Below are 26,431 nucleotides of genomic sequence, written 5' to 3'. Positions count from 1 at the left end.
GCTACTCAAGTTGCAAAACTGGCAGGATTAAGTATAATTTCGCCAGTTTTCATACCCTGACAATTAGAACGCCATTAAGGTTAACTAAACGTGACGAATAAGTTAGCAAGACCGTATAGGCTTGCCGCATTGAAATTAATTCTTCTGCAGGGAGTAGTAGCGTTAGTTACTACAGTAATTATTTTTTTAGGTTGGGGAATAAATGCCGGGCTATCAGCATTTGCTGGAGGCACCGTAGCAGTACTCCCCCACTTAGTATTTGCCCTCTACGCATTCAGATATATGGGTGCGAGTAAAGCAAATCAAGCGTATGCCTCGTTAAAACGCGGCAACGGACTAAAATTTATGCTAACAATCATATTGTTCGCGCTAATACTAAAGCTTTACCCGGTAGTGTTACTGCCTTTTTTTAGTGCTTATGTGTTGGTGTTGTTTACTGGATTGTTTGCACCCGTTTTTTTTAAACATTAACTTTGGGATATAACATGGCTGCAGAAGAAGTTACTCTATCTAGCCATATTCAGCACCACTTGACCAATGCGAAGATGTGTTCGACCGATGCCGGTTTAGCCTTCAATAAAGCATGTGCGGATAGTGGATTCTGGACATGGCATGTGGATACCCTCGCATGGTCTATCGGATTAGGTCTAATATTTTTATGGATCTTCCGTAGTGCCGCAAAAAAATCAACACTTGGTGTACCAGGAAAATTTCAGTGTTTTATTGAAATTATCGTTGAGTTCGTTGGCGACAACGTACGCGATACCTTCCACGGTAAAAGTAAGCTTATTGCGCCATTAGCCCTAACGATATTCGTTTGGGTGTTCTTAATGAACTTAATGGACTTAATCCCGGTTGACTTTTTACCATCATTTGCAGGTTTCGTTGGTGAAACAGCATTCGGTATGGACTCACACGACGTGTACATGAAAATTGTACCGACTACCGATATTAATATGACCTCTGCACTTGCGCTGGGTGTATTTATTTTAATGGTTGGTTTTGCAATAAAAATCAAAGGCATTGGCGGCTTTATTAAAGAACTAACGCTTCACCCGTTTAGCTCTAATAACGTGTTTGTGCAAATTTTATTGATTCCTTTCAATTTGTTACTTGAGCTTATCGCATTGGTTTCTAAGCCATTTTCGTTAGCACTACGTTTATTTGGTAACTTGTATGCAGGTGAATTGATTTTCATCTTGATTGGCGCAATTGGTTTTATGCAGTTACCACTGCACTTTGTATGGGCAGTATTCCATATCTTAGTTATTACACTGCAAGCATTCTTATTTATGATGCTGACCATTGTTTACCTAAGCATGGCAAGTTCAGATAATCACTAATTTATAATCTTTACCTTTAATATTTAACTTTAATTACAATTGAAACTTTGGAGAAAAAAATGGAACTAGTATTAGGTCTTAAGTACATCGCAGTAGCTTTACTAATTGGCTTCGGTGCAATCGGTACAGCAGTAGGTTTTGGTAACATGGGCGGTAAATTCCTTGAAGCATGTGCGCGTCAACCTGAGCTTGCACCTTCGCTACAAGTTAAAATGTTTATCCTTGCTGGTCTAATCGATGCTGTAGCAATGATTGGTGTTGGTATCGCTATGGTATTGTTGTTCGTACTTTAATTTTATTTTTTGAACAGCTTACTATTTAAGGAGGAGCGGTTGTGAATTTAAACGCCACTCTTATCGGTGAATTGATTGCGTTTACGGTGTTCGTACTTTTTTGTATGAAGTTCGTATGGCCACCACTAAACGGTGCAATTGAAGCTCGCCAGAAAAAAATCGAAGATGGTTTAGCTGCCTCTGATAGAGCCGAAAAAGACTTAGAACTAGCGCAAAAGAAAGCTGCAGAACAGCTTAAAGATGCCAAAGTTCAAGCGGCTGATATCATAGACCAAGCTAAAAAGCGTGCTGTGCTAATTGTTGACGAAGAGACAGTTCGTGGTCAACAAGAGCGTGAAAAAATCATTGCTCAAGGGCACTCTGAAATTGAATCAGAGCGTAACCGTGTGACAGAAGAGCTACGTAAGCAAGTAGCAACTCTGGCAGTGGTTGGCGCACAGAGAATTTTAGAGCGTGAAATTAATCAAGCTGCACATAGTGACATCGTTGAAAAACTTGTCGCTGAGCTGTAACTAGGAGGGTATGAGCATGTCTGAATTGACTACTATCGCTCGCCCATACGCTAAAGCGGCTTTTGAACTTGCCGTTGAAAAAGGCACTATTGAAAGTTGGAACGAGATGTTATTTTTTGCTGGCCACGTTGCTAGCAATGAAAAAGCATCTGCGCTTCTAGCGGGTATGCCTACTGCTACTACACAAGCTGAATTATTTATTCAAATTTGTGCTGAGCAGCTCAACGAACAAGGTCAGAACCTAGTTAAGGTGATGGCTGAAAATGGACGTTTGATCGCACTACCAGCAGTTGCACAGTTATTTGCTAAATTTAAAGCAGAATACGACAAAGAAATCGACGTTGATGTGATTTCGGCAACCCCTCTTGTTGCAGCGCAACAAGAGTCATTGGTAGCGGCACTTGAAAAACGTTTCGCACGCAAAGTTAAGCTGAATTGTAGTGAAGACGCAGCAGTAGTTGGAGGCCTTATTATTAAGGCGGGTGACACTGTAATCGACGGCTCTATTCGCGGTAAATTAAACCGCTTAGCCACAACACTACAATCGTAATTGGGAAAAAGAGCATGCAACTTAATTCCACTGAAATTTCAGATCTGATCAAACAACGTATTGAGCAGTTCGAAGTTGTAAGTGAAGCTCGTAACGAAGGTACTATTGTATCTGTTACAGACGGTATCATCCGCATCCACGGTCTAGCTGACTGTATGCAAGGTGAGATGATTGAGCTTCCAGGCAACCGTTATGCTATCGCACTAAACCTTGAGCGCGACTCAATTGGTGCAGTAGTAATGGGTCCGTACGCGGATCTTACTGAAGGCGTAAAAGTATATACAACTGGTCGTATTTTAGAAGTGCCTGTTGGTCCTGGTCTACTTGGTCGTGTTGTTAACACACTAGGTGCTCCGATCGATGGTAAAGGCGCGCTAGATAATGACGGGTTTGAACCTGTAGAAAAAATTGCACCAGGTGTAATCGAGCGTAAATCTGTAGATGAGCCAGTACAAACTGGTTATAAATCTATCGATGCGATGATTCCAGTTGGTCGTGGTCAACGTGAACTTATCATTGGTGACCGCCAAACAGGTAAAACTGCACTAGCAATCGATGCAATCATCAATCAAAAAGGCACAGGCGTTAAGTGTGTGTACGTTGCGATTGGTCAAAAAGCATCTACTATTGCTAACGTAGTTCGCAAATTAGAAGAGCACGGTGCATTAGCAAATACTATCGTAGTTGTTGCATCTGCTTCTGAATCAGCGGCACTTCAGTACTTAGCACCGTTCGCGGGCTGTACTATGGGTGAATACTTCCGTGACCGCGGTGAAAACGCTTTAATCGTATATGATGATTTGTCTAAGCAAGCAGTTGCTTATCGTCAAATTTCATTACTACTTAAGCGCCCACCAGGTCGTGAAGCATACCCAGGTGACGTATTCTATCTTCACTCTCGTCTTTTAGAACGTGCTTCGCGTGTAAACGCTGAATACGTTGAAAAGTTCACTAATGGTGAAGTGAAAGGTACAACTGGTTCATTGACGGCATTGCCAATCATTGAAACTCAAGGCGGCGACGTTTCTGCGTTCGTACCGACTAACGTTATCTCTATCACCGATGGTCAAATTTTCTTAGAAACTGACCTATTCAACTCAGGTATCCGTCCGGCAGTAAACGCTGGTATTTCGGTATCGCGTGTTGGTGGTGCTGCACAAACTAAAATCGTTAAGAAACTAGGTGGCGGTATTCGTCTAGCCCTAGCTCAGTACCGTGAATTAGCTGCGTTCTCGCAGTTCGCGTCTGACCTTGATGATGCAACTCGTGCTCAACTTGAGCATGGTGAGCGTGTAACAGAGCTAATGAAGCAGAAACAGTACGCGCCAATGTCTGTTGCTGAAATGTCTTTGTCGTTATTTGCTGCTGAAAAAGGTTTCCTTCAAGATATCGAGATCGCTAAGATCATGGATTTTGAAGCGGCTTTACTTTCGTATGCAAATAGCACATACGCAGAGCTTGTGGCTCAAATCAATGAAACTGGTAACTACAACGCCGAGATCGAAGCGCAACTTAAAGAACTTCTAACGAAGTTCAAGTCTACGCAAACTTGGTAATATAGTTATTAATGGTGCGCTTTAGGAAACTAAAGCACACCTTGATTCGGAGAGAGAGTCATGGCCAGCGGAAAAGAGATTAAAAGCAAGATCGGTAGTATTAAAAATACTCAAAAGATCACTAGCGCAATGGAAATGGTTGCTGCGTCTAAAATGAAAAGGGCGCAAGAACGCGTTGCTACAAGCCGTCCATACGCTGCAAAATTACGCACAGTGATTGGTCGTGTTGCTCAGGCAAATCTTGATTTTACCCACCCTTTTTTAGAAGAGCGTGAAGTAAAACGAGTTGGTTATATTGTTATCTCTACAGACCGTGGTCTGTGTGGCGGTTTAAACTCAAATGAGTTTAAAAAAGTTGCACTAGATATTAAAGCATGGAAAGAAAAAGGTGTAAGCGCAGAGTTTGCAACTTTAGGCAGTAAAGCTGCTGGTTTCTTCCAACGCTTTGGTGGTCAAGTCCTTGCTAAAAAAGCAGGCTTAGGAGATAAACCTTCAATTCAGGATATAATTGGTCCTGTAAAAGTAATGCTTGATGCATTCTCTGAAGGTAAAATTGACCGTTTATTCTTGGTATACAACAAGTTTGTAAATACCATGAAGCAAGAGCCAACAGTAGATCAGTTACTCCCTTTGCCAAAAGCTGAAGAAGAAGTATCTGCCCACACATGGGATTACTTGTATGAGCCAAACCCAGACGCTATTTTAGAAGCGTTGTTAGTACGGTTTGTTGAGTCTCAAGTATACCAAGGTGTAGTTGAAAATGCTGCATCTGAGCAGGCTGCCCGCATGGTTGCAATGAAAGCTGCAACAGACAATGCCGGCGACCTTATGGATGAGTTACAGCTTATTTATAACAAAGCTCGCCAAGCAGCAATCACACAAGAAATTAGTGAGATTTGTTCTGGTTCAGCAGCAGTTTAATGCTTCAGGCAAAGATTAACGAGAGGAATAGACATGAGTTTAGGTAAGGTCGTCCAAATTATCGGTGCCGTTGTGGATATTGAATTTCCACAAAACAACGTGCCAGCCGTATATGACGCGCTAAGAGTAACAGATGGCGATTTAACTGGGTTGACTCTAGAAGTTCAACAACAGTTAGGTGGCGGTGTGGTACGTACTATCGCTATGGGTACTACAGACGGTTTGCGTCGTGGTGCTTCGGTAATGAATACAGGTGAGTCGATTCAAGTTCCAGTTGGTAAAGCAACACTTGGTCGTATCATGAACGTACTTGGTGAGCCAATCGATGAAGCTGGCCCAATCGGCGAAGAAGACCGTATGTCTATTCACCGTGCAGCGCCTACTTACGAAGAGCAATCAAGTTCAGTTGAGCTTTTAGAAACTGGTATCAAGGTTATCGACCTTGTATGTCCATTCGCTAAAGGTGGTAAAGTTGGTTTATTCGGTGGTGCCGGTGTTGGTAAAACCGTAAACATGATGGAACTTATCCGTAACATCGCAATCGAGCACAGCGGCTACTCAGTATTCGCCGGTGTTGGTGAGCGTACACGTGAAGGTAACGATTTCTACCATGAGATGAACGATTCAAACGTACTTGATAAAGTATCGCTTGTATACGGTCAGATGAACGAGCCTCCAGGTAACCGTTTACGCGTAGCGTTAACAGGTCTTACTATGGCTGAAAAGTTCCGTGACGAAGGTCGCGATGTACTTTTCTTCGTAGATAACATCTACCGTTACACACTTGCTGGTACAGAAGTATCTGCACTTCTTGGTCGTATGCCATCAGCGGTAGGCTACCAGCCTACACTTGCTGAAGAAATGGGTGTGTTACAAGAGCGTATTGCTTCTACTAAGACGGGTTCAATCACTTCAATCCAAGCGGTATACGTACCTGCGGATGATTTAACGGATCCATCTCCAGCAACTACCTTTGCTCACTTAGACGCAACTGTAGTACTTTCGCGTGATATCGCGTCACTTGGTATCTACCCAGCGGTAGACCCACTTGATTCATCTTCACGTCAACTTGACCCACAAGTAATTGGTCAAGAGCACTACGATACAGCACGTGGCGTTCAAACAGTTCTTCAGCGTTATAAAGAACTTAAAGACATCATTGCAATCCTAGGTATGGACGAGCTTTCTGACGAAGATAAGCAACTTGTATCTCGTGCACGTAAAATCCAACGTTTCCTATCTCAGCCATTCTTCGTGGCAGAGGTGTTTACAGGCGCGTCTGGTAAATACGTATCACTAAAAGATACAATTTCTGGCTTTAAAGGCATCTTAAACGGTGAATTTGATGACATGCCAGAGCAAGCGTTCTACATGGTTGGCTCTATCGAAGAAGCTCAAGAAAAAGCCAAAAGCATGTAACTTAGGAGGGGAGTATGGCAGCTATGACTGTACATCTTGATGTAGTAAGCGCAGAGCAGAGTTTGTTCTCTGGCCGTGTTGAATCGATTCAAGTTACTGGTAGTGAAGGTGAGTTAGGCGTTAATGCTGGTCACGCTCCACTACTTACTGCCCTTAAACCTGGTATGGTACGTTTAGTTAAGCAATTTGGTGAAGAAGAGTTCATCTACATTGCTGGCGGTACATTAGAAGTACAACCTAATCTAGTGACTGTTCTTGCTGATACAGCTGTTCGTGGTGAAGACCTTGACGAGCAAGCTGCAGAAGCTGCTAAACGTGACGCTGAAGCTCAAATGGCGAAAGGTGCATCTGCTGAACTTGATTATAATCAAGCCGCAGTGCAACTAGCTGAAGCAATTGCTCAGCTACGCATTATTCAGCAATTACGTAAAAAGTAAGCCTATCTGGTTTTTAAAAGCCCACATAACGTGGGCTTTTTTGTGCCTGTAATATAAATCAGCAATGTTATAAAAATTATAAATTTACTTTTTGTGCTCACTATTTATCCCTTGTTACTTATATCCATCACTAATCCCCGTTACAATAACGCCATTGAAGTGTCTGAGTGTTTCAGCCAAGATTCAGTAGTCAGTAATTAAGCTACTGAGTATTTGCACATGATGTGATTTACATAATCTACTGTGCACCAGTACGCGCTTATTTAGCTAAAACAACGAAAAAAGGAAATTGTTTTAATGTCTCTAACAACGGTTATTCTTGCAGCGGGTAAAGGTACTCGCATGCGCTCAGCGCTACCTAAAGTTCTTCATAAAGTGGCTGGCAAACCTATGGTGCAGCACGTTATTGATAACGCAAAAGCACTAGGTGCAACTACTACTAACTTAGTTTACGGTCATGGTGGCGAACTATTACAACAACAACTGGCCAACAACAACGTAAATTGGGTACTCCAAGCTGAGCAGTTAGGTACGGGTCATGCAGTAGCGCAAGCCAACTCTCATGTTAATGACGATGATACAGTGCTGATTTTATACGGTGACGTGCCTTTAACTAAGCAATCAACGCTTGAACGTTTATTAGCTGCGACACCTAAACATGGTTTAGCGGTATTAACCGTAAATTTAGCCAATCCAAATGGTTACGGACGTATGCTACGTGTTGATGGCAAGTTAGTGGGTATTGTTGAGCAAAAAGATGCCAGCCCAGAGCAATTACTTATTAGCGAAGTAAATACCGGTATTATGGCCGTTAATGGTCGATTGCTAAAAAGCTGGTTAGGCAACTTATCTAACAATAATGCACAAGGCGAATATTACCTAACCGACATAGTGGCAATGGCGCATAGCGAAGGTGTCGAAATTACATCAGCTCAGCCAGATCACCCAATGGAAGTAGAAGGCGCTAATAATCGTATACAACTAGCTGGTCTTGAACGTGCGTACCAAGCATGGCAAGCAGAAGAGTTAATGCTTAATGGGGCAACACTTGCCGATCCTGCCCGTATAGATGTTCGCGGAACAGTCACCACCGGTGAAGATGTACTAATAGATATAAACGTGATTTTTGAAGGCAAAGTGACTATAGGTCATAACGTTGAAATTGGACCAAACTGTGTGCTCAAAAACTGCAGCATTGGCGATAACGTTATAATAAAAGCTAATACACTCATAGAAGATGCAACAGTTGCTGCTAAATGTACGCTTGGTCCCTATGCCCGCCTTCGCCCAGGTGCCATTATGGAAGAAGACTCACATGTTGGTAACTTCGTCGAAATGAAAAAAACCCGTTTAGGTAAAGGCTCTAAAGCTAATCACTTAAGTTACCTAGGTGATGCTGAAATTGGCGAAAAGGTTAATATTGGCGCGGGTACTATTACCTGTAACTATGACGGCGTTAATAAAGCAAAAACCATTATTGGCAACAATGCCTTTATTGGTTCTAACTCATCGCTTGTTGCACCCGTAAATATTGGTGCAATGGCAACAATTGGTGCAGGCTCTGTTATTACGAATACAGTAGCAGATGAGCAACTAGCTATTGCTCGAGGCAAACAGCGTAATTTAGATGGCTGGAAACGCCCAGTTAAAAAATAACGACTTATATTTAGTTAAAAAGTATAAGTAGATAGAAGCGAGTTATTAACTCGCTTTTTTATTGTCTGAACAATATGAGCCCCCTACTCTACATCAGATATTTAACTGAGTATTTTGCTAAACCTTAAAAGGTGTAAAGTACCGGCTTTTAACTTATTTAGAGCTACCCAGTAAAGTACTATAACTAAGCCGCATTTAATTATTTAAACATAACATTTAAACTAAACAACCTACCTTCTACCTAGCGTAACTATAACTTCCCTATTACTGCCATTTATTTGGTGCTTTTTTAAGCTTAAACTTCATTGCAAGCCTTTGTTTGTATGCCTTTTATACAATATTCATTTAATTGTCATAAAGCGGAAATAAAGTGTTGACCCTCACTCGTTTATCCCTATAATGCGACCCCACTGAGACGGGAAACGTCAACGCTTAGCGAGACACGAATTACTCAGAGAGTTAAATAAAACTTCGGTTTTAAATCTTCCAAAAGAAAGTTTAAAACAAAGTGTTGACTCGAAAAATAAAGGATGTATTATACGCATCCCTTGAGACGCTAAAGCGACTCAAAACGTTCTTTAACAATATAAAGCAATCATCTGTGTGGGCACTCGTACAGATTGAGTTCTAACAGCCAAGCTTAGTTCGCTAAGTAAGGCAAACAAATTAGAGTCTCAATTGAAAACTGAGTGACCAACAGAATAGTTATTTCGGTAATTATTCGGCACAGTCAATTCAATATCGAAAGATATTAAAATAAATTCAGAATTCATTGAGCTGTCGAAAGACATAAAACTTTTTAATTGAAGAGTTTGATCATGGCTCAGATTGAACGCTGGCGGCAGGCCTAACACATGCAAGTCGAGCGGTAACAGAAAGTAGCTTGCTACTTTGCTGACGAGCGGCGGACGGGTGAGTAATGCTTGGGAACATGCCTTGAGGTGGGGGACAACAGTTGGAAACGACTGCTAATACCGCATAATGTCTACGGACCAAAGGGGGCTTCGGCTCTCGCCTTTAGATTGGCCCAAGTGGGATTAGCTAGTTGGTGAGGTAATGGCTCACCAAGGCGACGATCCCTAGCTGGTTTGAGAGGATGATCAGCCACACTGGGACTGAGACACGGCCCAGACTCCTACGGGAGGCAGCAGTGGGGAATATTGCACAATGGGCGCAAGCCTGATGCAGCCATGCCGCGTGTGTGAAGAAGGCCTTCGGGTTGTAAAGCACTTTCAGTCAGGAGGAAAGGTTAGTAGTTAATACCTGCTAGCTGTGACGTTACTGACAGAAGAAGCACCGGCTAACTCCGTGCCAGCAGCCGCGGTAATACGGAGGGTGCGAGCGTTAATCGGAATTACTGGGCGTAAAGCGTACGCAGGCGGTTTGTTAAGCGAGATGTGAAAGCCCCGGGCTCAACCTGGGAACTGCATTTCGAACTGGCAAACTAGAGTGTGATAGAGGGTGGTAGAATTTCAGGTGTAGCGGTGAAATGCGTAGAGATCTGAAGGAATACCGATGGCGAAGGCAGCCACCTGGGTCAACACTGACGCTCATGTACGAAAGCGTGGGGAGCAAACGGGATTAGATACCCCGGTAGTCCACGCCGTAAACGATGTCTACTAGAAGCTCGGAGCCTCGGTTCTGTTTTTCAAAGCTAACGCATTAAGTAGACCGCCTGGGGAGTACGGCCGCAAGGTTAAAACTCAAATGAATTGACGGGGGCCCGCACAAGCGGTGGAGCATGTGGTTTAATTCGATGCAACGCGAAGAACCTTACCTACACTTGACATACAGAGAACTTACCAGAGATGGTTTGGTGCCTTCGGGAACTCTGATACAGGTGCTGCATGGCTGTCGTCAGCTCGTGTTGTGAGATGTTGGGTTAAGTCCCGCAACGAGCGCAACCCCTATCCTTAGTTGCTAGCAGGTAATGCTGAGAACTCTAAGGAGACTGCCGGTGATAAACCGGAGGAAGGTGGGGACGACGTCAAGTCATCATGGCCCTTACGTGTAGGGCTACACACGTGCTACAATGGCGCATACAGAGTGCTGCGAACCTGCGAAGGTAAGCGAATCACTTAAAGTGCGTCGTAGTCCGGATTGGAGTCTGCAACTCGACTCCATGAAGTCGGAATCGCTAGTAATCGCGTATCAGAATGACGCGGTGAATACGTTCCCGGGCCTTGTACACACCGCCCGTCACACCATGGGAGTGGGTTGCTCCAGAAGTAGATAGTCTAACCCTCGGGAGGACGTTTACCACGGAGTGATTCATGACTGGGGTGAAGTCGTAACAAGGTAGCCCTAGGGGAACCTGGGGCTGGATCACCTCCTTATACGATTTAGAACTTATTTGTTCGTAGTGTCCACACAGATGATTGTTAATTGTTAGTTTGCTCTTTGAGTTGACTAATTAATATGCTCTTTAAAAATTTGGAAAAGCTGATAATAAAATTCGTATGAATAACACTGTTATTTGTACAGAGTTTTCAAAAGTAAAAAGAATGATAGCAGTATCATTCAGTGCCATTTAATGAACGTTTCGTTTGTTGATTGGTATCTACTTTAGTATTCAATATTAACTTCTGGCGAAGTTAAACTGTCACTAACGTATGACTAAACTTTATTGTTTAGTATTGCGACGTGGATTTGATGCTTAGGCAACGCCGCTAATATTTTTGTCGCTGGGCGCATAACGTGTTATGTAACCAAGCAAAAATAGAAAGCAAGGCAGCATAAGTAGCAAAGACCAAGCAAGACCCGTTTGGGTTGTATGGTTAAGTGACTAAGCGTACACGGTGGATGCCTTGGCAGTTGGAGGCGATGAAGGACGTATTAACTTGCGATAAGCCTAGTCAAGCTAGTAAAAAGCACTTGAGACTAGGATTTCCGAATGGGGAAACCCACCTGCTTGCAGGTATCGTTAACTGAATACATAGGTTAACGAGGCGAACGCGGAGAACTGAAACATCTAAGTACCCGTAGGAAAAGAAATCAACCGAGATTCCGGAAGTAGCGGCGAGCGAAACCGGAACAGCCCTTAAGCTTATTATGTGTTAATGGAAGGCTCTGGAAAGTGCCACGATACAGGGTGATAGTCCCGTACATGAAAAGACATTTTAAGTGAAATCGAGTAGGTCGGAGCACGTGAAACTTTGACTGAATATAGGTGGACCATCATCTAAGGCTAAATACTCCCAACTGACCGATAGTGAACCAGTACCGTGAGGGAAAGGCGAAAAGAACCCCTGTGAGGGGAGTGAAATAGAACCTGAAACCGTGTACGTACAAGCAGTAGGAGCCCACTTGTTGGGTGACTGCGTACCTTTTGTATAATGGGTCAGCGACTTATATTTTGTAGCGAGGTTAACCGATTAGGGTAGCCGTAGGGAAACCGAGTCTTAACTGGGCGAATAGTTGCAAGGTATAGACCCGAAACCCGGTGATCTAGCCATGAGCAGGTTGAAGGTTGAGTAACATCAACTGGAGGACCGAACCCACTAACGTTGAAAAGTTAGGGGATGACTTGTGGTTAGGAGTGAAAGGCTAATCAAACCGGGAGATAGCTGGTTCTCCCCGAAATCTATTTAGGTAGAGCCTCGGACGAATACTTACGGGGGTAGAGCACTGTTAAGGCTAGGGGGTCATCCCGACTTACCAACCCTTTGCAAACTCCGAATACCGTAAAGTAATATCCGGGAGACACACGGCGGGTGCTAACGTCCGTCGTGAAGAGGGAAACAACCCAGACCGCCAGCTAAGGTCCCAAAGTCATAGTTAAGTGGGAAACGATGTGGAAAGGCCCAGACAGCCAGGAGGTTGGCTTAGAAGCAGCCATCCTTTAAAGAAAGCGTAATAGCTCACTGGTCGAGTCGGTCTGCGCGGAAGATGTAACGGGGCTAAACTATGCACCGAAGCTGCGGATTCAGAATTTATTCTGAGTGGTAGGGGAGCGTTCTGTAAGCCGTTGAAGGTGATCCGGGAGGGTTGCTGGAGGTATCAGAAGTGCGAATGCTGACATGAGTAACGATAATGGGAGTGAAAAACTCCCACGCCGGAAGACCAAGGGTTCCTATCCCATGTTAATCAGGGTAGGGTAAGTCGACCCCTAAGGCGAGGCCGAAAGGCGTAGTCGATGGGAAACAGATTAATATTTCTGTACTCGATATAATTGCGATGGGGGGACGGAGCAGGCTAAGCAAGCATGGCGTTGGTAGTCCATGTGAAAGTGAGTAGGGCGTTTGTTTAGGTAAATCCGGACGAACACTAAACCTGAGACACGAGACGAGTCACTAAGGTGATGAAGTTGTTGATGCCATACTTCCAGGAAAAGCCTCTAAGCTTCAGATTATATGGAATCGTACCCCAAACCGACACAGGTGGTCAGGTAGAGAATACTAAGGCGCTTGAGAGAACTCGGGTGAAGGAACTAGGCAAAATCGTACCGTAACTTCGGGAGAAGGTACGCTCCTATCTGTGATGAGACTTGCTCTCTAAGCGGACGGGAGCCGCAGTGACCAGGTGGCTGGGACTGTTTATTAAAAACACAGCACTGTGCAAAATCGCAAGATGACGTATACGGTGTGACACCTGCCCGGTGCCGGAAGGTTAATTGATGGGGTTATCCTTAGGGAGAAGCTCTTGATCGAAGCCCCGGTAAACGGCGGCCGTAACTATAACGGTCCTAAGGTAGCGAAATTCCTTGTCGGGTAAGTTCCGACCTGCACGAATGGTGTAACCATGGCCACGCTGTCTCCACCCGAGACTCAGTGAAATTGAAATCGCAGTGAAGATGCTGTGTACCCGCGGCTAGACGGAAAGACCCCGTGAACCTTTACTACAGCTTGGCACTGAACATTGAACCTACATGTGTAGGATAGGTGGGAGACTTTGAAGATGAGACGCTAGTTTTGTTGGAGTCAACCTTGAAATACCACCCTTGTAGTTTTGATGTTCTAACGTTGGCCCCTGAATCGGGGTTACGGACAGTGCCTGGTGGGTAGTTTGACTGGGGCGGTCTCCTCCTAAAGAGTAACGGAGGAGCACGAAGGTTGGCTAAGTACGGTCGGACATCGTACGGTTAGTGTAATGGTAGAAGCCAGCTTAACTGCGAGACAGACACGTCGAGCAGGTACGAAAGTAGGTCATAGTGATCCGGTGGTTCTGAATGGAAGGGCCATCGCTCAACGGATAAAAGGTACTCCGGGGATAACAGGCTGATACCGCCCAAGAGTTCATATCGACGGCGGTGTTTGGCACCTCGATGTCGGCTCATCACATCCTGGGGCTGAAGTCGGTCCCAAGGGTATGGCTGTTCGCCATTTAAAGTGGTACGCGAGCTGGGTTTAGAACGTCGTGAGACAGTTCGGTCCCTATCTGCCGTGGGCGTTTGAGAATTGAGAGGGGTTGCTCCTAGTACGAGAGGACCGGAGTGAACGAACCGCTGGTGTTCGGGTTGTCATGCCAATGGCATTGCCCGGTAGCTACGTTCGGAACTGATAAGCGCTGAAAGCATCTAAGCGCGAAGCAGGCCTCGAGATGATTTCTCACTAGAGCTATAAGCTCTCTGAAGGGCCGTTGGAGACTACAACGTTGATAGGCAAGATGTGGAAGTGCTGTGAGGCATTAAGCTAACTTGTACTAATTACCCGTGAGGCTTAACCATACAACGCCAAACGCGTTTTATGTGACAGTTCAAGCAAGAAGTTAATATGACTAAAGTAGATATTTACGCAAAGACTTAAAAAATATTATCAGATATTTTCCAAATTCAGTTAATTTGTAGTGATATGAATTAACGCCCTAATTTGCTTGGTAACAATAGCGTTTTGGACCCACCTGACCCCATGCCGAACTCAGTAGTGAAACGAAACAGCGCCGATGATAGTGTAGCATTTGCTATGTGAAAGTAGGACATTGCCAGGCTCCAAATTGTAAAAAGCCCGAATTTAACGATTCGGGCTTTTTTACGTCTGGGATTTAATAAATAGCCAAAAGCCCATGCGAATTCAGTAGTGGCCGCTCCTGCACATCCTGTGCTCTACGGCATTTGTATTCCTTTATATCAAACAAAACAGCTCGAAGGCGAACCACGCGGAAGGCCGCCCCGACACAAAGAGAGTGTGTCGCATTTGCTATGTGACTCTCTACCGCTGTGGGCACTACGACATTACCAGGCTCCAAATTGTAAAAAGTGAAGTGTGGGTGAATAATGTACACAAGTCTCCCGCGTAGGTTGGGCGAGCGTAGCGACACCCGACACTCAAATCATGAAAACATCACCACTAGCCAATGAATGTGGTGCATTTGCACTGTGATTTTCCACCGTTGTGGGCACCACGACATTGCCAGGCTCCAAATCGAGAAAGCCCGATTGAAAATATTCGGGCTTTTTTACGTCTGCAGAAAAGTAAAATTCAAGTCATTAATAAGTAAAACTCAAAGATAAAAAAATACTATGCTGATAAACTCAAAGTACATTTATTTTAGACTTGTATGAGCATGACAGCATTTTCTAGCCGAGTTTATTTACTGCGACATGGTGAGCTTACGACTAAAGATGTTTTAGCGGGGCATACCGATTTTATATTGAGTAAAAAAGGGTTTGAGCAGTTAAATATCGCCTGTGGCAGGTTAGCAAATATTGATTTAGTTACCTCATCGTCTTTAAAGCGCTGTAGTGAGTTTGCTCGGCAATTTTGTGATTTTAATAAAATACCACTGAATATAACCGACGATATTAAAGAGTTTAACTTTGGTGATTGGGATGGCCAAAGCTATGATGAACTGTGGCAGCATACTAAAACACCGACAATTGGTGACTTTTGGCAAAGCCCTTGGCTCGTGACGCCACCTAACGGTGAAAGCATGGCTCATTTTTATCAGCGCATAACAACGTGGTGGCAGCAATTATTAGTTAATACTATTTGCCAAGGTACTCGCTCACAACTTGTAATTACGCATGCAGGAGTAATAAAGCAATTACTCGCTATTATTTGTCAGGTGCCAAAACAGTTAAATTATCAAAATATATTTACTGTGGGTTATGGCAAGGTTATTTGTATCGATATATTTTTTGATGAAAATGGCCAAGCTTGGCCTAAAATTATTTTTTAAAAACGCCTGATCCTCTTTTATCACAACGATATCAGTTGTGGGATTTAGCAGTTATCTTTTTACTTTTTTGAAAACGTGAGTTGCTACACAATGTTTAAAATAGCCCCTTTGAATAATCAATTTGACCACCTTATTCACAATAAAATAAATAATAAAACCAAACCCCTAGGGGCACTAGGTCAGCTTGAACTGATTGCATTACAGTTAGTAAAAATACTATCTCAAACGATAAAGAGTGACGTTGAATTTACTGCATTTAAAGCTGAGATTTGTAACCCTACTTTAGTTGTTTTTGCTGGAGATCATGGGATTGCAGCGCAAGGAGTATCAATTGCACCGAGTGAAGTAACTGCACAAATGGTCGCTAACTTTGTCGCTGGCGGCGCTGCTATAAATATATTTTGTCAGCAACTTGGCTGGCAACTTGAGGTTGTTGATTGCGGTATATTAGAAAAAAGCCCTGCTAGCAAGGTACATGATTGCCGACTTGGTAATATAACCGCCCCGCTTAACTTACACATGGCCATGAGCACTGCGCAAGTAAAGCAAGGGTTTAGTAATGCTAAGTCACTGGTTTTACAGCTTAAACAACAAGGCTGTAATACATTGGCTATGGGGGAGATGGGAATTGGCAATACCACGAGTGCCGCAGCTATTATGGCAGCAATATTAAATTTACCTGTGACGCAATGTGTGGGTAGAGGCACTGGCGTGAGTGACGAATTAATTGCGCGTAAAATCAATGTTGTTGAGCAAGCATTACAACTGCATAAAGCCCACTTGGCTGATCCAATAGCGCTGCTTGCTGCAGTGGGTGGCTTTGAAATTGTGCATATTACCGGTGCAATGCTAGCGGCGGCAGAGCAAGGTATGGCCGTTATTGTTGATGGCTTTATTTGTAGTGCTGCGGCTATGGTTGCGATTAAAATTAACCCTATAGTAAAAGAGTATTTAATTTTTGCTCATTGTTCTAATGAACAAGGCCATCAACAAATGTTAAGCAAGCTTGAAGTTAAACCCTTGCTACAATTAGATTTACGCTTAGGTGAAGGCACTGGCGCAGCATTGAGCTTACCTTTGCTACAAGCCGCTCTTGGCTTTTATAACCACATGGCAAGCTTTGCGGATGCCGGTGTTGAGCAGGTTGTATAATATGAGTGACAGTTCACTTTTAGATACCCCAAATAATAAATTACAAACCAAGGTCACGCAGTGGCAGTTAGTATTATTGGCGATTAGCTTTTTAACCCGCATTCCGGTTGCTTTGCGTTTTAATGTTACTAATACTCACCTTAATCAAGCCAGTCGCTATTTTGCATTAGTAGGTTTGTTACTTGGTGGGTTGTTGGCACTTAGTTACTGTATTTTTCAGCTGTTGTTACCGCCGTCTTTAAGTGTGTTATTAATGATGGCTTTTGGCTTGCTATTAACTGGCGCGTTTCATGAAGATGGCTGGGCTGATGTGTGGGATGGCTTTGGCGGCGGTTGGCAGGTAGAGCAAAAATTAACTATCATGAAAGATAGCCGTTTGGGTACTTATGGAGCTGCGGCATTATTTATAATATTGCTGATTAAGTTTCAGAGCCTGGTATTACTTAGTACTTCGCTCACAGCCATTATAACTGCGATATTGCTGGGTCAGTGTTTAAGTCGGGTAATAGCAACCAGTTTAATTATGAGCATGGATTACGTGAGTGAGGATGCCACCTCAAAAGTTAAGCCTATCGCTATGCATTTGTCGTTTAACAGCTTAGCTATTTTAACGCTCACTGCAGTAATTTTATTACTGAGTTTAATTTTCTTAAATATTATTGTATGGCAAACAGCGGTGATTATTATTGCCGTGTTGCTCATTTTACGCAGTGTATTAGTACGCTGGTTTAAGCGCCAGCTAGGTGGTTATACTGGAGATTGTTTAGGCGCGGCGCAGCAGTTATCTGAGGTGGTTATTTACTTAACCTTAGTGGGCTTATTATGAGCAACAACCATGCACTTATTTTAGGTGGTGCCCGCAGTGGTAAAAGTCGTTTTGCAGAACAGTTAGCGATTAAGAGTAATAAATCGGAGATTTATCTTGCCACTGCACAGCCTAATGACGATGAAATGCAAGTACGTATTACGCGCCATCAAAAAGACCGCCCAGCAAACTGGCAATTAGTTGAAGAGCCCATAGCGCTTGCCAAACTACTTAAAGCCCATAGTAAAGCTGATAACTGTATATTGGTAGATTGTTTAACGCTATGGCTTACAAACTGTTTATGCCATAGCGACAAGCATTGCTGGCAAACGCAAAAAGCTGAGTTATTAGCTCAACTTAAAAGCTTACCAGGGCAAGTTATTTTTGTAAGTAACGAAGTGGGGCACGGTATAGTTCCGCTTGGCGAATTAAGCCGTACATTTGTAGACGAATCTGGCTGGTTACACCAAGCATTAGCTGCGCAGGTTTCCCAAGTTGAGTTTATTATGGCGGGTTTAGCGCTTACATTAAAAAATAAACAATAAACCCCTCCCTTAGAAACACACTGCTTAGTTATATATTGTACAACCTGCAGAGTAGGCTTTGTAGGTTGTTTTTAACGAATTACTGCTTCAAATATCTTTAACTTTAACCGCAGGATTTCCAACCACCACGGTGTTGGCTGCCACATTTTTTGTTACTATCGAGCCCGCTCCAATAACGGCATTATCGCCAATAGTTATTCCAGCTAAAATTATTACGCCTGCACCAACCCATACATTATTACCTATACTAATTGGCTGGCTAAAGTTTTCTTTACTTAATCTTTGCTGCGGATCTAGCGCGTGAGATACAGCTAGCAATTGTACATTAGGGCCTATTAAACAGTCGTTACCAATACTAATGGTCGACTCAGGTAGCGGAGAATCTAAAATGGTGCAGTTAATATTTATAAAGGTACGATCACCAATAATAAGTGTACTACCATAATCGCAGTGAAACCCTGCTTCAATAATTACCTCTTCACCGCAATCAAAAAATAAGCTTTTAATACGCTTTAAATTGCCCTTACTGGGGCTTTTATTAAATAAACGGCAGATATCGCCGGCGAGCTTACGCTGAGTTAAATATTCTTTACTGATACTATTAAATAATTGCATATACTTTACTTTATTCGGCTATTACCCCTAGCTTACCGTATTTTAAGTTTTATTATAATTTGATTAAATTGCTTTATTTTTGCTCGTTCACTTGCCATTTAACTAGTTTCGTTTAAAATTGCGCATCTTTCGAAACGAAACTTAATTGCATATCACTTATGACCAAACGAAACACCCAGCAACGACGTCACAATATATTGGCTCAGGTTAATGAGCTTGGTGAAGTGGTCGTGGAAAAATTAGCTGAGCAGTTTCAAACCTCAGAAGTGACCATTCGAAAAGATTTAACTGCGCTTGAAAAAAGTGGCCTGTTACTGCGCCGTTATGGTGGAGCTATTGCATTACCAAAAGAGATAGTAAGCGATGAGATTGATTCTAAGCGTAAAGTGGCTATAGCCAAGGCTGCAGCCGCACTGATCAAAGATCATAACCGCATTATTATTGATAGCGGGCGCACTACAGCAGCAATGATCCCAGAGCTTGCAAGTAAACAAGGCCTAGTTGTAATGACGAATGCTATTAAAGTTGCTAATCGCTTGCTAGCGCTCGAAAACGAGCCAACATTATTGATGACCGGTGGGACATGGGATCCGCATTCAGAATCGTTTCAGGGGCAAGTTGCAGAAAGCGTACTATGCTCTTACGACTTTGATCAGCTATTTATTGGTGCCGATGGCATAGACGTAAAGCGCGGTACTACTACCTTTAACGAACTAGTTGGCTTAAGCCAAGTAATGGCAAAAGCAGCACGTGAAGTTATAGTGATGGTTGAATCAGATAAAATTGGCCGAAAAATCCCAAATTTAGAATTACCGTGGCAAATAGTAACCACCTTAATAACCGACAATGGCTTAGCAGACGATAAACGCAAAGCAATTGAGGCATGTGGTGTAAAACTAATTTGTGCAGAGATTATGGAATAGCCCGTTAACTTGAATTCAGGTTATAAGCGGGCAAATATTTAAAAAATTAATGGAGACACTATGTGTGGAATAGTTGGGGCAGTTGCAGAACGTCCAGTAAATAAAATTTTAGTTGAAGGCCTTAAACGCCTTGAGTACCGTGGTTACGATTCAGCAGGCGTAGCACTGCTTGATGGCAACACCCTTAAAACTGTAAAAGCAGTTGGTAAAGTAGTAAACCTAGAATCGGCACTTGAGCAATCAGGTGTTAGCGGCCATACAGGTATTGCACACACTCGCTGGGCTACTCACGGTAGTGTAACTGAAGCCAATGCACATCCACATGTTTCAAGCGGCCAGCTAGCACTAGTACACAATGGCATCATCGAAAATCACGTAAGCTTGCGCGCCGCATTAAAAGGCGACGGTTACGAATTTTTATCAGACACCGACACCGAAGTTATGGTGCACTTAATTCACCAACTTCGTCAGCAACACAAAACCTTACTCGCATCAGTACAAGCTGCCGTTAAGCAATTTGAAGGTGCATTTGGTACAGTTGTATTTGATAAAGACAACAGCAACGAAATTATTGTAGCGCGCTCAGGCAGCCCACTTGTTATAGGTTTAGGGCTTGGCGAAAACTTTATTGCCTCTGATCAATTGGCACTACTACCGGTTACTCGCAGCTTTATATTTTTAGAAGAAGGCGACGTAGCACGTATTACACGTGACACAGTAGAAATTTTTGATGCCGATGGCAACGCTGTAGAGCGTGAAGTGGTTGAATCAAACATCACTCAAGATACATCAGGCAAAGGCGATTACCGCCATTACATGCTAAAAGAAATTTACGAGCAGCCACTTGCTGTACGTAATACCCTTGAAGGGCGTTTAAACAACGACCGAGTAGCAATTGACGCTTTTGGCGACAGTGCACAACAAATATTTAAAGATGTAAAACACGTACAAATTATTGCCTGTGGTACGTCTTACCATTCGGGTATGGTTGCACGTTACTGGCTTGAGCAATTTGCAGGCGTAAGCTGTAATGTAGAAATTGCCTCAGAATTTCGCTACCGCCAGTCGTTTGTACACGAAAAAAGCCTACTAGTAACTATTTCACAATCAGGCGAAACAGCCGATACACTTGCTGCACTGCGTTTAGCAAAGCAACAAGGTTACATGGCGTCAATGACCATTTGTAACGTACCTGGCTCATCACTTGTACGCGAATCAGACCTTGCCTTTATGACCAAAGCCGGCGCCGAAATTGGCGTAGCATCTACTAAAGCGTTTACTACGCAATTAGTTGGTTTGTTAATGCTTACTGCGTCTATAGCGCAAGAAAAAGGCCTTGATCAAAGCGCAATTGTTAATGCAATTAAAGTACTACCTGCAAAATTAGAAGAAACTTTACAGCTTGCAGATAGCATTGCCGAGTTAGCAGAAGAGTTTGCCGACAAGCAACATTCACTATTTTTAGGTCGTGGTTCGCAATACCCAATTGCAATGGAAGGCGCGCTTAAGCTTAAAGAAATTTCGTACATTCACGCAGAAGCCTACGCTGCAGGCGAGCTTAAACATGGTCCACTAGCACTAATTGACGCCGACATGCCGATTATTGTTGTAGCACCTAATAACGAACTGCTAGAAAAACTTAAATCAAACGTAGAAGAAGTACGTGCTCGTGGTGGTATTATTTACGTATTCGCAGATAAAGATTCTCACTTTGAATCAGACAACACCATGCGTGTTATCAACGTAAATCACACTGACGATATTATTGCGCCAATTGTTTACACCTTACCATTACAGCTACTGTCGTACTACGTAGCGGTAATTAAAGGCACAGACGTTGACCAACCACGTAACTTAGCTAAATCTGTTACTGTTGAATAACAAGAAGTTAGTGTTATAAGATAAAAAAGACGCGAAAGCGTCTTTTTTTTGCCAGTAACTAAATGCGATTTAAATCACTAACCCCTACTTAATAAGCGTTAAATACGCTAAAATTGCAGGCTAATTTTTAGTAATGAGCCCACACCTTTATGACCTCAGCCACAAGCCCTAGCACTTTTAACGAACTTGGCCTTATTCCAGAGCTATTAGCTCGTTTAACCGACTTGGAATATACCCAACCTACTCCAATTCAAGCTAAGGCTATACCTAGTGTGCTTGCAGGCAGTGACTTAATTGCTGGGGCAAATACAGGCTCAGGTAAAACAGCAACGTTTGCGCTGCCAATGCTACAAAAAATGTTCCTTGAACAAGGTAGTAAAAGCGCAGCCAGCAAAGGTAACTTTGTAACGGGGCTTATTTTAGTACCTACTCGTGAGCTTGCTACTCAAGTAGCCGATAGCGTTAAATCGTATTCTGCTAACTTTAATGGCGCAATTAAAACGATTGCTGTGTTTGGTGGTGTATCGGTTAATACACAAATGCAGGCACTTCGTGGTGGCGCTGATATTATAGTGGCAACACCAGGGCGCTTACTCGATTTAATCTCAAGCAATGCTATTAAGCTCGATAAACTAAATACACTCGTGCTTGATGAAGCCGACCGTATGCTAAGCCTTGGCTTTACCGAAGAGCTTGCTGAGTTATTAGCGTTAATGCCTGCTAAAAAACAAACTATGTTATTTTCAGCAACTTTCCCAGAGCAAGTTAAGCTATTAACACAAGATTTATTAAACGACCCTGTTGAAATACAAGTTCAAAGCAAAGACGAAAGCACTTTAGTACAGCGTGTATTTAGCGTTAATAAAGGCGAGAAAACCACTGTTTTAGCGCATTTAATTAAAACCCATAAATGGCGCCAAGCACTGATTTTTGTTAATGCTAAAAAAGATTGTGAACACTTAGCGCAAAAGCTTGAAAAGCGCGGTGTTAATGCACAAGTTTTTCATGGCGATAAAGGCCAAAGTGAACGTACCCGCGTAATAGAAAAGTTTAAAGCAGGCGAAATTGAAGTGCTAATAGCAACTGATATTGCAGCACGTGGTTTAGATATTGAAAAGCTGCCAGTGGTTATTAACTTTAATCTACCACGCAGCCCTGCTGATTATATGCACCGTATTGGCCGCAGCGGCCGTGCAGGTGAAGTGGGTTTAGCGCTTTCATTAGTTGATTATGAAGATTTACATCACTTTAAAATAATTGAGAAGAAAAACAAACTACGTCTTGAGCGCGAGCAAGTGGCAGGCTTTGCAGTGAACCAAGCGAATGTTGATGCCGCACAGGCGCTTAAAAACGAAAAGCCAATGGCAAAACCCGAAGGCACGGGCAAGAAAAAGAACAAAAAAGCAGATCTTGAAGACGATGTTTGGGCTGGTTGGCGAGGTAAATCTAAGTAACCGGAGTTCAAGTTAAGTAATTAGAGTAAACATTGATCTAAAAAGCCGACGTTACGTCGGCTTCTTTGTGCTGCATCAGTATTTTATTTATAAAATACGTCTACAGTACCTTTTACTTTTATAAGTAATGGTTGGCCACGACGATCTAGCGCTTTAGGTGCGGCAACTTTGATCCAGCTTTCGCTGATGCAGTATTCTTCAACGTCAAAACGCTCTTTGCCGTTCAGAGTTACACCAATTTCATGTTCGAATACTTCTTCTACATAAAACTTGCTGCGTGGATTAATCGAAAGTTGGTCTGGTAACTCTGGTTTATTTGTATCAGTCATAATTGTGATCTGCATTGAATAGATAGTGCGCTATTGTAGGCAATACAGGTGTTATGCTCAAGCACGACAACAATAAATGCTAATAAAGTTAGCTATTAAATTTCACAGTTAAGCGCGGCGGTTTAAATTAATAACTAACAGTGCAGCTTGTCTGCAATTAATGAAACGTTAAACTAGCCAGTGAAAAGCTCATTTTACGTTGGCGTAAGTCAATACTTTTTAAGGTCACATTCACACGCTCACCAATAGTAAATTTTTGTTTGCTGTTGCTCCACTGTTGTTTGGCAGCATTAAATACAAACTCACCTTGGCTGAAGCTACTCACCGCTACTAAACCCTCAACGCCTGTGCAGTCTAGCTCAACAAAAAAGCCAGCGCTTGATACACCACTAATAGTGGCGGTAAATGTATCGCCAAGGTATTTTTCCATATAGCTACATTTTAAGGCGCTTTCTACTTCACGGCTAATATCGTTGGCTTTGCGCGATTGTGCTGAGCAATGCAAGCTTAATGTTTCTATACTTTCAAGGTTATAAGGGTATGCCTTTTTAGCTAACTTGCTAACGCTAGACGCTTTATTAGCAAACACATTTAAGAAGCTTATCGCCCGCTGTAAACCATTTTGCTGCTTAGCCTGAATTTTGGCGCGAATTGCACGATGGGTTACTAAATCTGCATAGCGACGAATTGGCGAGGTAAAGTGAGCGTAAGCATTGTATGCTAGGCCAAAGTGACCTTGGTTATTAGCCGAGTATTCGGCTTGCGATTGTGAGCGCAGTAATAAAGTACGGATCACGCTGGCATCGCTGCGCTGACTAATGTTATTTAGTAGTTTATTGTAATCGGCTGGCGTTGGCTTATCACCGCCGCCAAGCTGCAGTCTTTTTTCGGCCAGTAGCGCCCGTAGCGTTTGTAGCTTTTTCTGTTGTGGCCCTGCATGTACTCTAAATAATCCGGGGATTTGGTGTTTATCTAAAAACTGTGCGGTACACACGTTAGCGCACAGCATAAATTCTTCAATCATGCGGTGTGCGTCATTGCGCTCTATTGGCTCAATACTGGTAATTTTTTGATTTTTATTCAGATTAAGCTTGAGCTCTTGCGTATCAAAGTCAATAGCGCCGCGAAGTTTGCGCGCTGCGCTTAAATCTAAATAAAGATAATGCAAATTTTTAATCAGTGGCGACACATCAGCATTCAATTCGGCTAATTGTTTAGCTGAGCTAGAATGGGGTTTAGCAATGACAGCATGTGCTTGTGTGTAGGTTAGCCTTGCATGTGAGTGGATCAGCCCCTCTGTAAAATTAGCTTGAGTCACTTGACCATCTTGGCTAATGGTCATATCACACACTAATACCAGGCGATCTTCATGTGGGTTTAACGAGCACAGGCCATTTGATAATGCTTCTGGCAGCATAGGAACAACTTGTCCCGGGCAATAAATAGAGGTGGCGCGTTGTTGCGCTTCTATATCTAACACATCATTGGGTTTTACATAATGCGACACATCGGCAATAGCGACCAGTAAACGCCAGTTTCCTTGCTCTGTTCTTTCGCAGTATACGGCGTCGTCAAAATCTTTTGCGTCTTCGCCATCAATAGTAACAAACGGAAACAAGCGGTAATCTACACGCGCTAATTTATCTTGCTCGGTTACTTCATTACCAAGTGAACTTGCTTGTGCTAGTAAATCCTTGCTCCAGCTATCTGCAACACCATGACGACGCAGCGCAAGCTTTGTTTCCATACCTGCAGAGTGAGGCAGACCAAGTACTTCGGTTATTTGCACTTGAGTTGCATGGCGAAAAGTAGGGTACTGGGTAATTTTAGTGTTTACATACTGGCCCACACTGGTGTTTGCTAATTGGCACTGCGCTACTTGCACTTTTTGTGGGCATTTTGTGTTATCGGCTACTAGCACGTAGTCTGTGCCTTGGCGCTTTAATATACCGGCTAAATGGGTGGTTTTATGCTCAATAATTTTTATTAATTTATTGTTTGAGCGTTTATGACTAGCGGCTTCTTGTAGTATTTGTACTATATCGCCTTCAAATACGTGAGCTAACTGGTTCTTAGCGATAAATAAATCTTTTTCGCTGGCGCTATAATTAACGAAACCAAAGCCATCTGCATGTAGGGTAATTACACCACTCACAAGTAAGGCTTGATCAATAACTTGGTAACCTTTGTGTTGGCTAAACATAAGTTGGCCATCGCGTTCCATGGCGCGTAAACGCCTTCTGAGGGCTTCTTTTTGCTCAGCATTTTTTAGCTCTAAGGCATGCGCGATTTGTTCACGGTTAAGGTTTTTTTTCATTTTGCCAAAAAGGCTTAAAATAAATTCACGACCCGGGATCGGGTTGTCATAAATTGGTGATGATAATGGTGCGGTTGGGTTCAAATTCATAAAACTCTCTTAAATTCGCCCAGCGCTTTTACTGTGTATCTACAAACTAGGAATATAAAAGACTTAAGATTGATAAAGATAAGGTGGAATAAAGCATAAGGCGAGACTGACTCGAACAGTGAGTCGAAAATAAATTAAGCTGCATAGTACATACTCAATTTTAAATGTTTAGTAATACCAATTACTTAATGTAAGTGGTAAAAAATTAGCTCACAGACAAATTAATTATATGTGAGCTGTTAATACACTAAAGCGTATTATTTAACAGTGTTTATATACAAACAATGTTTTCGGCTTGTGGGCCTTTTTGACCTTGAGTAACAGTAAACTGTACACGTTGGCCTTCAGCTAAAGTTTTGAAACCGTCGCCAGAGATTGCACTGAAATGTGCAAACACGTCTGCGCCAGATTCTTGCTCGATAAAGCCAAAACCTTTTGCTTCGTTAAAAAATTTTACTGTACCAGTTGTAGTATTAGACATAATAGTATCCTAAGAATTAATAAAAGTGTGCCTTAA

21 protein-coding genes and 3 rRNA genes are annotated in these 26,431 nt (G+C 42.8%); 20 read left to right on the top strand and 4 right to left on the bottom strand.

From position 1 onward, the window contains the following. Nucleotides 1-90 precede the first annotated feature (90 nt). From PNIG_RS16505 to cobU, 17 genes are all read left to right on the top strand, one after another. On the top strand, nucleotides 91-471 hold the full coding sequence (locus PNIG_RS16505; RefSeq protein ID WP_011329633.1) for an ATP synthase subunit I: 381 nt from the start codon (nucleotides 91-93) through the stop codon (nucleotides 469-471). Nucleotides 472-485: 14 nt separating this feature from the next. After that, nucleotides 486-1,343, top strand: a complete 858-nt coding sequence (gene atpB / locus PNIG_RS16500; protein WP_011329632.1) for a F0F1 ATP synthase subunit A — start codon at nucleotides 486-488, stop codon at nucleotides 1,341-1,343. A 59-nt stretch (nucleotides 1,344-1,402) separates the two neighbouring features. Further along, complete coding sequence (gene atpE / locus PNIG_RS16495) at nucleotides 1,403-1,636, top strand: F0F1 ATP synthase subunit C (RefSeq protein ID WP_011329631.1); 234 nt, start codon at nucleotides 1,403-1,405, stop codon at nucleotides 1,634-1,636. Between the two features lie 41 nt (nucleotides 1,637-1,677). Beyond that, nucleotides 1,678-2,148 carry a F0F1 ATP synthase subunit B gene (atpF, locus tag PNIG_RS16490; protein ID WP_011329630.1) on the top strand — a complete coding sequence of 157 codons (471 nt, stop codon included), beginning with the start codon at nucleotides 1,678-1,680 and terminating at the stop codon, nucleotides 2,146-2,148. Nucleotides 2,149-2,164: 16 nt separating this feature from the next. Continuing rightward, on the top strand, nucleotides 2,165-2,698 hold the full coding sequence (gene atpH / locus PNIG_RS16485; protein WP_011329629.1) for a F0F1 ATP synthase subunit delta: 534 nt from the start codon (nucleotides 2,165-2,167) through the stop codon (nucleotides 2,696-2,698). A gap of 14 nt (nucleotides 2,699-2,712) precedes the next feature. Further along, complete coding sequence (atpA, locus tag PNIG_RS16480; protein ID WP_011329628.1) at nucleotides 2,713-4,254, top strand: F0F1 ATP synthase subunit alpha; 1,542 nt, start codon at nucleotides 2,713-2,715, stop codon at nucleotides 4,252-4,254. A 60-nt stretch (nucleotides 4,255-4,314) separates the two neighbouring features. Next, nucleotides 4,315-5,175 (top strand): F0F1 ATP synthase subunit gamma, encoded by an 861-nt coding sequence (gene atpG, locus PNIG_RS16475; RefSeq protein ID WP_011329627.1) that lies wholly within the window; start codon nucleotides 4,315-4,317, stop codon nucleotides 5,173-5,175. Between the two features lie 33 nt (nucleotides 5,176-5,208). Then, the gene (gene atpD / locus PNIG_RS16470; protein WP_011329626.1) at nucleotides 5,209-6,594 is read left to right on the top strand and encodes a F0F1 ATP synthase subunit beta; all 1,386 of its coding nucleotides are present in this window, start codon (nucleotides 5,209-5,211) and stop codon (nucleotides 6,592-6,594) included. 14 nt (nucleotides 6,595-6,608) lie between these two features. After that, nucleotides 6,609-7,031: a F0F1 ATP synthase subunit epsilon gene (locus PNIG_RS16465; protein ID WP_011329625.1), complete on the top strand. Its 423-nt coding sequence runs from the start codon at nucleotides 6,609-6,611 to the stop codon at nucleotides 7,029-7,031. Nucleotides 7,032-7,328: 297 nt separating this feature from the next. Next, on the top strand, nucleotides 7,329-8,687 hold the full coding sequence (gene glmU, locus PNIG_RS16460) for a bifunctional UDP-N-acetylglucosamine diphosphorylase/glucosamine-1-phosphate N-acetyltransferase GlmU (protein ID WP_089368914.1): 1,359 nt from the start codon (nucleotides 7,329-7,331) through the stop codon (nucleotides 8,685-8,687). An 800-nt stretch (nucleotides 8,688-9,487) separates the two neighbouring features. Beyond that, nucleotides 9,488-11,023, top strand: a 16S ribosomal RNA gene (locus PNIG_RS16455). Nucleotides 11,024-11,462: 439 nt separating this feature from the next. After that, a 23S ribosomal RNA gene (locus PNIG_RS16450) occupies nucleotides 11,463-14,352 on the top strand. A gap of 145 nt (nucleotides 14,353-14,497) precedes the next feature. After that, nucleotides 14,498-14,612: ribosomal RNA gene (gene rrf, locus PNIG_RS16445) — 5S ribosomal RNA — on the top strand. The 16S, 23S and 5S rRNA genes sit together here, the layout of an rRNA operon. 570 nt (nucleotides 14,613-15,182) lie before the next feature. After that, nucleotides 15,183-15,803: a histidine phosphatase family protein gene (locus PNIG_RS16440; RefSeq protein WP_225741021.1), complete on the top strand. Its 621-nt coding sequence runs from the start codon at nucleotides 15,183-15,185 to the stop codon at nucleotides 15,801-15,803. Between the two features lie 90 nt (nucleotides 15,804-15,893). Continuing rightward, nucleotides 15,894-16,955, top strand: coding sequence for a nicotinate-nucleotide--dimethylbenzimidazole phosphoribosyltransferase (cobT, locus tag PNIG_RS16435; RefSeq protein ID WP_011329622.1), 1,062 nt, complete (start codon nucleotides 15,894-15,896; stop codon nucleotides 16,953-16,955). Between the two features lies 1 nt (nucleotide 16,956). Next, nucleotides 16,957-17,781 carry an adenosylcobinamide-GDP ribazoletransferase gene (locus PNIG_RS16430; RefSeq protein ID WP_089368913.1) on the top strand — a complete coding sequence of 275 codons (825 nt, stop codon included), beginning with the start codon at nucleotides 16,957-16,959 and terminating at the stop codon, nucleotides 17,779-17,781. Beyond that, nucleotides 17,778-18,305, top strand: coding sequence for a bifunctional adenosylcobinamide kinase/adenosylcobinamide-phosphate guanylyltransferase (gene cobU, locus PNIG_RS16425; RefSeq protein ID WP_089368912.1), 528 nt, complete (start codon nucleotides 17,778-17,780; stop codon nucleotides 18,303-18,305). Before PNIG_RS16430 ends, cobU begins: the two co-directional genes overlap by 4 nt. 87 nt (nucleotides 18,306-18,392) lie before the next feature. On the opposite strand, the gene PNIG_RS16420 is transcribed toward cobU, so the two are convergent. Beyond that, on the bottom strand, nucleotides 18,393-18,920 hold the full coding sequence (locus tag PNIG_RS16420; protein WP_089368911.1) for a sugar O-acetyltransferase: 528 nt from the start codon (nucleotides 18,918-18,920) through the stop codon (nucleotides 18,393-18,395). Between the two features lie 158 nt (nucleotides 18,921-19,078). On the opposite strand from PNIG_RS16420, the gene PNIG_RS16415 reads away from it, so the two are divergent. The 3 genes from PNIG_RS16415 to PNIG_RS16405 all read left to right on the top strand — a co-directional run bounded on the left by PNIG_RS16415 (nucleotide 19,079) and on the right by PNIG_RS16405 (nucleotide 23,178). Further along, complete coding sequence (locus tag PNIG_RS16415) at nucleotides 19,079-19,843, top strand: DeoR/GlpR family DNA-binding transcription regulator (protein WP_086993160.1); 765 nt, start codon at nucleotides 19,079-19,081, stop codon at nucleotides 19,841-19,843. A 60-nt stretch (nucleotides 19,844-19,903) separates the two neighbouring features. Next, nucleotides 19,904-21,724: a glutamine--fructose-6-phosphate transaminase (isomerizing) gene (gene glmS / locus PNIG_RS16410; protein WP_089368910.1), complete on the top strand. Its 1,821-nt coding sequence runs from the start codon at nucleotides 19,904-19,906 to the stop codon at nucleotides 21,722-21,724. Between the two features lie 149 nt (nucleotides 21,725-21,873). Then, nucleotides 21,874-23,178, top strand: coding sequence for a DEAD/DEAH box helicase (locus PNIG_RS16405; RefSeq protein ID WP_089368909.1), 1,305 nt, complete (start codon nucleotides 21,874-21,876; stop codon nucleotides 23,176-23,178). Nucleotides 23,179-23,261: 83 nt separating this feature from the next. Here the strand turns inward: PNIG_RS16405 and PNIG_RS16400 are convergent, their stop codons facing one another. From PNIG_RS16400 to PNIG_RS16390, 3 genes are all read right to left on the bottom strand, one after another. Beyond that, nucleotides 23,262-23,507, bottom strand: a complete 246-nt coding sequence (locus PNIG_RS16400; RefSeq protein ID WP_172459242.1) for a DUF3297 family protein — start codon at nucleotides 23,505-23,507, stop codon at nucleotides 23,262-23,264. A gap of 157 nt (nucleotides 23,508-23,664) precedes the next feature. Further along, entirely contained in the window at nucleotides 23,665-25,914 is a 2,250-nt protein-coding gene (gene rnr, locus PNIG_RS16395) for a ribonuclease R (RefSeq protein WP_089368908.1), read from the bottom strand. Between the two features lie 271 nt (nucleotides 25,915-26,185). Next, nucleotides 26,186-26,395: a cold-shock protein gene (locus tag PNIG_RS16390; protein ID WP_011329603.1), complete on the bottom strand. Its 210-nt coding sequence runs from the start codon at nucleotides 26,393-26,395 to the stop codon at nucleotides 26,186-26,188. Between the last annotated feature and the right edge of the window lie 36 nt (nucleotides 26,396-26,431).

The sequence above is a fragment of the Pseudoalteromonas nigrifaciens genome, assembly GCF_002221505.1.
GTDB lineage: Bacteria > Pseudomonadota > Gammaproteobacteria > Enterobacterales > Alteromonadaceae > Pseudoalteromonas > Pseudoalteromonas nigrifaciens.
The sequence above is the reverse complement of the archived record's forward strand: the minus strand, read 5'-3'. Positions and strand labels throughout refer to the sequence as shown.